General features: G+C 48.6%; 6 protein-coding genes and 2 pseudogenes. 6 read left to right on the top strand and 2 right to left on the bottom strand.

What is annotated here, in order from left to right:
* Positions 1-112: pseudogene (locus U2W12_RS09225) on the top strand (IS630 family transposase); the annotation flags it as partial.
* A gap of 205 nt (positions 113-317) precedes the next feature.
* On the opposite strand, the gene U2W12_RS09220 reads toward U2W12_RS09225, so the two are convergent.
* On the bottom strand, positions 318-1,172 hold the full coding sequence (locus U2W12_RS09220; protein WP_326500381.1) for a hypothetical protein: 855 nt from the start codon (positions 1,170-1,172) through the stop codon (positions 318-320).
* A 165-nt stretch (positions 1,173-1,337) separates the two neighbouring features.
* Here U2W12_RS09220 and U2W12_RS09215 point away from each other — a divergent pair, with 165 nt between their 5' ends.
* The 4 genes and pseudogenes from U2W12_RS09215 (at position 1,338) to U2W12_RS09200 (ending at position 6,175) form a co-directional block, all read left to right on the top strand.
* Complete coding sequence (locus U2W12_RS09215) at positions 1,338-3,371, top strand: multicopper oxidase family protein (RefSeq protein ID WP_326500380.1); 2,034 nt, start codon at positions 1,338-1,340, stop codon at positions 3,369-3,371.
* Between the two features lie 238 nt (positions 3,372-3,609).
* Positions 3,610-4,695 (top strand): annotated as a pseudogene (gene istA, locus U2W12_RS09210) (IS21 family transposase); the annotation flags it as partial.
* 66 nt (positions 4,696-4,761) lie between these two features.
* Entirely contained in the window at positions 4,762-5,517 is a 756-nt protein-coding gene (gene istB, locus U2W12_RS09205; protein WP_326500379.1) for an IS21-like element helper ATPase IstB, read from the top strand.
* 55 nt (positions 5,518-5,572) lie between these two features.
* The gene (locus U2W12_RS09200; RefSeq protein WP_326500378.1) at positions 5,573-6,175 is read left to right on the top strand and encodes a winged helix-turn-helix domain-containing protein; all 603 of its coding nucleotides are present in this window, start codon (positions 5,573-5,575) and stop codon (positions 6,173-6,175) included.
* Here U2W12_RS09200 and U2W12_RS09195 read toward each other — a convergent pair.
* The gene (locus U2W12_RS09195) at positions 6,172-6,297 is read right to left on the bottom strand and encodes a hypothetical protein (protein WP_326500377.1); all 126 of its coding nucleotides are present in this window, start codon (positions 6,295-6,297) and stop codon (positions 6,172-6,174) included. The genes U2W12_RS09200 and U2W12_RS09195 overlap by 4 nt on opposite strands.
* On the opposite strand from U2W12_RS09195, the gene U2W12_RS09190 reads away from it, so the two are divergent.
* Positions 6,296-6,607: a hypothetical protein gene (locus U2W12_RS09190; protein ID WP_326500376.1), complete on the top strand. Its 312-nt coding sequence runs from the start codon at positions 6,296-6,298 to the stop codon at positions 6,605-6,607. The genes U2W12_RS09195 and U2W12_RS09190 overlap by 2 nt on opposite strands.
* The last annotated feature ends 467 nt before the right edge of the window (positions 6,608-7,074 follow it).

Genomic DNA, 7,074 nt, shown 5'->3' with positions numbered 1-7,074 from the left:
GGTGGAGAAATACATTGCTGCCTACAACACGGGAGCGCAACCTTTCGTTTGGAAGAAACGCGAAGTCGTTGGCAGCCAGATCAAAAATACAATCTCTAACTTATGCAATTAGACACTAGTATGGCCTTGATTAGCGATCTTAGCGCTGCAGACGTGACGAAGCCAATTATTGTAAGCTCTCTTCTCATTGCAGCATCCGCAATAATTAAACATTAATTTCATGCTCCTGGTCCGGAAATCGGCCAAAACAACCTTTGATTCCTTTTACCACGGCTACATATAAGCCACTATTTCATAAAAATCAGTGGGTAAGGTGTTTAGTCATAAATCCGTTCGGAAATATCGCCCCCAAAGTGGAAATTAGCTTTTAGAAAAAATAGGTCAGAGCCTTGCGTAAGTCCGAATCCCAAACCGAATGAAGACCGGATAGCGTCGAACAATACTGTATGTATAGTAGGAATTACATAATGCTGTTGCTGACCGATAGGAGTTACATCATTGACTTGTCCAGGGGCGCCGTAAATTTGTAACCCCAGGCGTGTCCGATCGGTCATTTGGTAACTCGCTTCGCCACGATAACCAATTTCGAATACCTCGTTGCGATCGGCGCCGACGATTACCTTTTCGATATCCGGAGCATTCACAATAAAGGTCCAATTGCCCACATCCTTTTGCAGAGTCAACATAACTTCGGCCTCGACCTGGTCGTCATCGAATTTAGAACTCCACCACTCAATTTCGCTATACCATCCTATGTCAACAGGGAGTTCTCCGGCTTCAGCGAACTGGCCGCGGAAACGGAATTTCGAGCCGGCGTATTGCAAATCCTGCCCATCAGGACGCGCAAGATTCAAATAGTAAGCGAAATCAATCTTATCGGTAATACCATATTCCAGCTCCATAGCATAGCGCATCATACTTTGGCTGGCGAATGTTGATGAAGTACCGCCTTCTCCTTCCTTATGTCCTGCCACGATATAGCTCGAGAGTAACTCGGGATCAAGATTGCCTTTGCCTTGCGTCTGATACCCGTAAACTTGGAATTCGAAGGGATCGACATCGGCGTATGCCTTCGTATCAACGCCTGCGACGAAGATACCGCAAATAAAAAGAGGCAACACGGCAAGAGACCTGTGTGATCTATTTAGAAATGTCAGCTCGTTCTTATTCATTTCATTCGGCAGGAGGCAGATGTAGTAATCTTGTAATTGCTATTGTAAATGATTCTCATTAGGTCTACAATTCATTTGAATGGTCTTGCGGAGTTTTATTTACTCAATACCAATTTCAACACCTCAGGTTTTGAGAGCTTATCAACTTACACAAGAGAATCACACATGAAAATGAAGGTAGGTAGATACCTGTTATGCGGGCTGGCATTGGTCAGTGCTACAAAGAACATTAATGCTGGAGAGCTTATCGATCCCCCTGTATTCGCCAGCAGCAAAGGCGACAAAACGCTCGATTTGCTCATGATTGCTAAACCGACAATTATTGACGCGTTGCCTGGGGTTACGGGTTGGGCCTATGAAATTTGCGAACGCAAATATAGTGTGGAAAACACCTGTCCCCCAGACAAGTCAAATCCAAATCCTTATGGCGGAGCGCGTTTACAAGTAAACCCCGGCGATACGTTGAAAATACATTTCGTCAACAAACTGCCGATGATATTGGATTCATCGCATAGCGAAGAGCCCGGCGAGGAATTTTTGGCTCAAAATCCAACCAACATCCATACACATGGCATGTTGGTAGCGCCTGGTTTACCTTCACCTACGGCGATAAATCCTCTGTTCGGCGACAGCGTTTTTGTTCTTACGTTTAATTCGGCGAACGGCATGCCTGATATAATGCCAACCTCGCATATACATGGGGATGTGCGTACCGATACCACTGACTATCAAATTAAGATACCCGATAGTCATCCTTCGGGTTTGTACTGGTTTCATCCGCATGCGCATGGTATTTCGTTGAATCAGGTTACTGCCGGTCTTTCGGGTATCATCACCGTTGGCTCTGTTAATGACTATCTTCGTGGAATGCCGGGCAATATCGCCACTCGCCATTTAATTCTCAAGGATATTCAGGTTAATGGCGATCAAAGCGTGAACGATGAAGAAGATCCGGACTTCTGCACTTCACCATCGGCTGTAGCCGGTTTATGCAATGGCGATAATGGCGGCAAATGGTATTTCAGCGTGAATGGTCAATTAAATCCGACTATCACCGTCAACTCGGCAGGACAAATATGGCGGATTACCAATGCTTCTGGTAGCGCGACCTACGAACTGCAATTGACGAAAAGTGTCGATGGCACACCCACATCTACAACGGGTATGGCGATGCAGGTATTATCAATTGACGGCATTAGCGTGACGCCAGTTACCGGCACATCCAAAGGCGGTTTTAAACAAATCGGCGGAGCAAAATTCCGCCATATTGCTTGTCCAGGGGTAACCTCTAAAAATCCATCGGCTGTCTGTGCAACTAGTCTGCATATGATGCCTGCTTCCCGAGCCGAAGTCTGGGTGGTGAATCGCAATGCGCAGGGTCATATGATCAAAGCAGACGGCAGCCAGGCTATTCTGCAAACGATTGGTTATTCTACAGGTCAAGATGCTGACAATTGGCCGGCCGTCAAATTGGCACAGGTCAATTTTTCCGGCAACGCCCCTTTACACAATACTCCAGTGCTTGATGTCCATGATAAAAAGCATGATGCTACGGGTCTACAGCTCAAGGCGATAGCAAAAGAGCTTGCTACAGCCAATCAGGCGGTTGGGCCAAGCTCAGCCTGCAAACCTTTACCAGTTGGTTGGAAACGACGTATTTTCTTCGGCTATCCACTGAGCAACAATTTCGGCATAGGCTTTGAACTTATCGATCAACATGGGGCTACTGTACCGGGCAGTTTCCAGGATGTCTCGGCATTTCCAAATGCAGAAAAGACCATTTGCTTACCTTTGGGAACAGGCAATACACCGGTGTATGAACATTGGGAAGTGATCAATCTAACCGGAGAGGATCATAATTTTCATATCCATCAGACCAAGTTCCGGGTATTGACCCGTGGGGAAATAGAGGGACAAGCTTTAAAACGAAATGAAAGCGGCATTCTTCAGGATAGTGTCCCTTTGCTGACCGGTGATGAGGGTTGCGATGGGACTGTCGCCAGTTGGAGAAGTGGCGCGTGTCATACCTCGCCTATAGATGTGGAAATTCCCTTTGCCATTGCGGGTGATTTTGTTTTTCATTGTCATATATTGGAGCATGAAGACGGCGGCATGATGGCAACTATTCATGTCGCCAGTTCAAGTGATTCGAAAGCCTCCTACATTCAAAATGGCTACTTCGGCATGGGTCATCATTAAACCCGTTTTGAGACAGTTTGGCTACGATTGACACCATGGGTGTGAGTAGGTCCAGGTCATAAACCTCCGACGTTTGCAGCACGCCACGACTGGCTGGTTTAGGAAGGCGTAAAATCGTATTTGATCGGCAGTTATGGGTCAGTTTTTACCACTGGATTGAGAAAATTCCGCCACTCGCTTATGTTATCGCAAAAGCTATTAGGCAAGCAGTTAACTCGGTTTTCCGTTCCATTGCGCCTCAAACCCCGTGTGCGCCACGACCGGCGAAATCCGCCCGGCCAGTATTTTTGTCGCGGTGCTGGGGGCGTCCAATTACACGTTTGCCGAAGCCACCCGTAGCCAGAGTCTGCCGGATTGGTTGGGCAGTCATGCTCGAGCCTTTGAGTTTTTCGGCGGCACCCCGCAGCTGTTGGTCCCCGATAATCTGAAAAGCGGGGTCAGCAAGGCGTGCCGTTATGAACCGGAGCTCAATCCGGCCTATCAGCAATTGGCGGCCCATTACGGCGTCGCCGTGATGCCGGCCCGGCCTTATAAACCCAAGGATAAAGCCAAGGCGGAAGTCGGCGTACAGATTGTTGAGCGCTGGATCCTGGCCAAGCTGCGCCAGCAGACGTTTTTCTCGCTGGCCGAACTGAATCACTGTCTTCAGGCGCTCTTGACCGAACTCAACCACAAACCATTCAAGCAGTGGCCTGGCAACCGTCGGCAGTGGTTTGAGCAAGTGGACAGGCCGGCGCTGAAGCCGTTGCCCAAACAGGCGTATCAATTTGTCGATATCAAGACGGCCAAGGTCGCTATCGATTATCACATCCCCTACGACCGACACCTGTACTCGGTCCCGCATCATTGTGTCGGCGAAGCGGTAGAAGTTCATGCCGGCGAGCATTTGCTGGAAGTTTATTTTCATCACCAACGCATTGCGTCCCACGTCCGTAAATTTTACCCCGGCACCACCACCGATCCCGCCCATAGGCCGGAGAAACACGCCAAGCATCAACAATGGACGCCAGGGCGATTAATGAACTGGGCACAGGCCTTGGGACCTGAAGTCCTGATTTGGGTCAAGACTCAATTACAGCGCCAACCGCATCCGGAACAGGCGTACCGGGTTTGCCTGGGCTTGCTCAATCTTCAGCGGAGCTTCCCGGCTCAGCGTTTGAACCAAGCCTGCGCCATCGCTAACCGAGCAGGCTTGTACCGATTGAAAAATATCACGGCCATTCTGCAGAGCAACCGGGATAGGTTGCCGGAGTCGACGCCGCTGCAAGCGACTTTATTGCCGCAAGCCCATGACAATATTCGCGGCCCCCAGAGTTTTCATTAACACCGGATTGCCCATCAGCACACGATGGGCGGCACCTCTCTCTTTTTTATACCACAGGAAAAACAGATGATTGAACAAACCCTCAGCCAACTGCGGCAACTGAAACTGACCGGCATGGCCGGCGCCCTGCAAACGCAACAAGAACAGCCCGGCACCTATCAAGGACTGGCCTTTGCCGAACGCCTGCAACTGCTGGTCGACCAGGAAAATCAGGAACGGCAACAGCGGAAACAGGAGCGCCTGATCCGAACCGCTCAATTTAAACTCAAGGCCCACGCCCAGGGCATCGATTATCAGCACCCCAGAGGCTTGCAGCAAGCCCAGATGGCATCACTGCTGATGTGCGACTGGCTGAACAAAAACCAGAACCTGCTGCTGACCGGCCCTTGCGGCAGCGGTAAAACCTATCTCGCCTGCGCACTCGGTCATCAGGCCTGCTTGAAAGGTTACAGTGTCCGCTATGTCCGGTTGTCCCGTCTCGTCCTGGCGCTCACCCAGGCCAAGGCCGACGGCAGCTACAGTCAAATGCTCAAAACCCTGGCCAACTTCGACTGTCTGATCCTTGACGACTGGGGCTTGGAACCCTTAACTGCGGCGACCCGCAATGATCTGATGGAAATCATGGATGACCGGCACGAACAGTCCGCCACGGTCATTATTAGTCAATTGCCCACCGATCAATGGTATCAGGCCATCGGCGACAACACCCTGGCCGATGCCATTTTAGACCGGCTGATGCATAACGCGCATCGCATCAATTTGAAAGGGGAATCGATGCGAAAAAAATTAAATTCATTGACCCAAGTTGAACACTTGGGGTAAAAATTTACTGCCACGGATGCGTTAGGATTTTAGCTGTTCAAATTGACCAGAATCGGTGTTCAAATTAATCAGAATACGCAGGCTGCTAACAAATACCGCAGACTTGTTGGTATTGGACGGAACATTGCCGGGCATCAGCGGTATAGATTTGGCGCAAATTCTCAGATTCAAAATTCATAGTGAGTCATTACCGATCATACTGTTGACCGCATATAACCCGGAAGCGGACAAACCTTCGGCCCTAGAAATCGGTATAGACGATTATATGATCAAGCCGTTTTCACCAAATGAGTTCATGACACGAATACAAAAAGTGTTGGGCAGACGGTTGAGCAACGGACATACCGAGCATCTTAAGATTGGAGACCTGATCCTGGATCTCGAGGAGCGGCAGTTGCTAATCGGCGACAGGCGGCTGGATCTCACTCCCATCGAGTTCAAGCTTCTTGAGTTCCTGATGCGCTATCCGGATAAGGTACATACTCGGAATGAGTTATTGGAAGAGGTCTGGGGGCGCAGTATCTATATTGAAGTGCGCACGGTTGATCAACAAATCCGGCGCTTGCGCGCGCGGCTTTCCGAATATGGCCGAGAAGAGCTTATACAAACTGTTCGAGGGTTAGGCTATAGGTTTTCCGTTATCAGAACATTGAATTAAGCGACTTGCCTCACGAGATACACCGCATGACTCGTGGTCAGGGTAGTCGATATTTGGACAGGGCATTGTTGATCCCGACCTTCGAGCATATCGACGCTGGGTTCTTCACGGGCTTTTGACATGGAAGCGCTGCTGGATGCCATTACCGAAGTCGTGATACTGGTTCCCTTGCGAGAAAATCAGAGCCATTGCCAACAGTATTCGGCATGCCGATTCCAAAGCCGTATCGCTGTACGGCTTCGAAAATGTAAAACAGCGTGGAATATTTGCCAGTTTTGGCAAAAAAGAGCGTCCAACTTTTCCAGTAATAATCTCTATCTTATTATTTTTAAATGTAAGATGACATTTTTGACCGAAAAAACAGTGCTGAATAGTGGAAAAAATTGGGGGGTGGGGTGCGCCAGGAAAAAATGTCACAACTCGGCAAAATGACGTCAGCAGATAAGTTGGCGAGTCAGTCTTTAGAATTTGGATTTAGGAAGGCTAACGGTGATTAGAAAGAATTGGCGCTTTCGGCCGAGGCTGTGTCAAAACGCATGACCTAATACTTTAAAAGCGAATACTCTTCCATTGAGTAAGCAGAGATGGGTAATTTCCTTAATAGTTAACTCCACATTGCCCCATATTTATTTCAATATCTGGAACGATTACTCCACAGTCTTTTTAACTTTTGAGTTTTGACACAGCCTCGGCCAATACCAGCCGCATCGCACGTATTGATCATTGACTGCAAACCGCTTCATTGCAGCCAGACACAGAATTTGAATCAGAAATCCAGTTGGTTTTTCGCTTCTTTTTTGAGCAAAAAATTAGCAAAAATCTAATGCCGTTTTGCAGCAAATTGTTTGGCTCGTAAAACATGTTCGGCTCCCATGGCATCGCAGATTTCATCAGAACCC

It is taken from the genome of Methylomicrobium sp. Wu6 (assembly GCF_035916875.1).
Classification (GTDB): Bacteria; Pseudomonadota; Gammaproteobacteria; order Methylococcales; family Methylomonadaceae; genus Methylomicrobium.
Note: the sequence above shows the minus strand (reverse complement) of the source record. Positions and strands in the feature narration are given on the sequence as shown.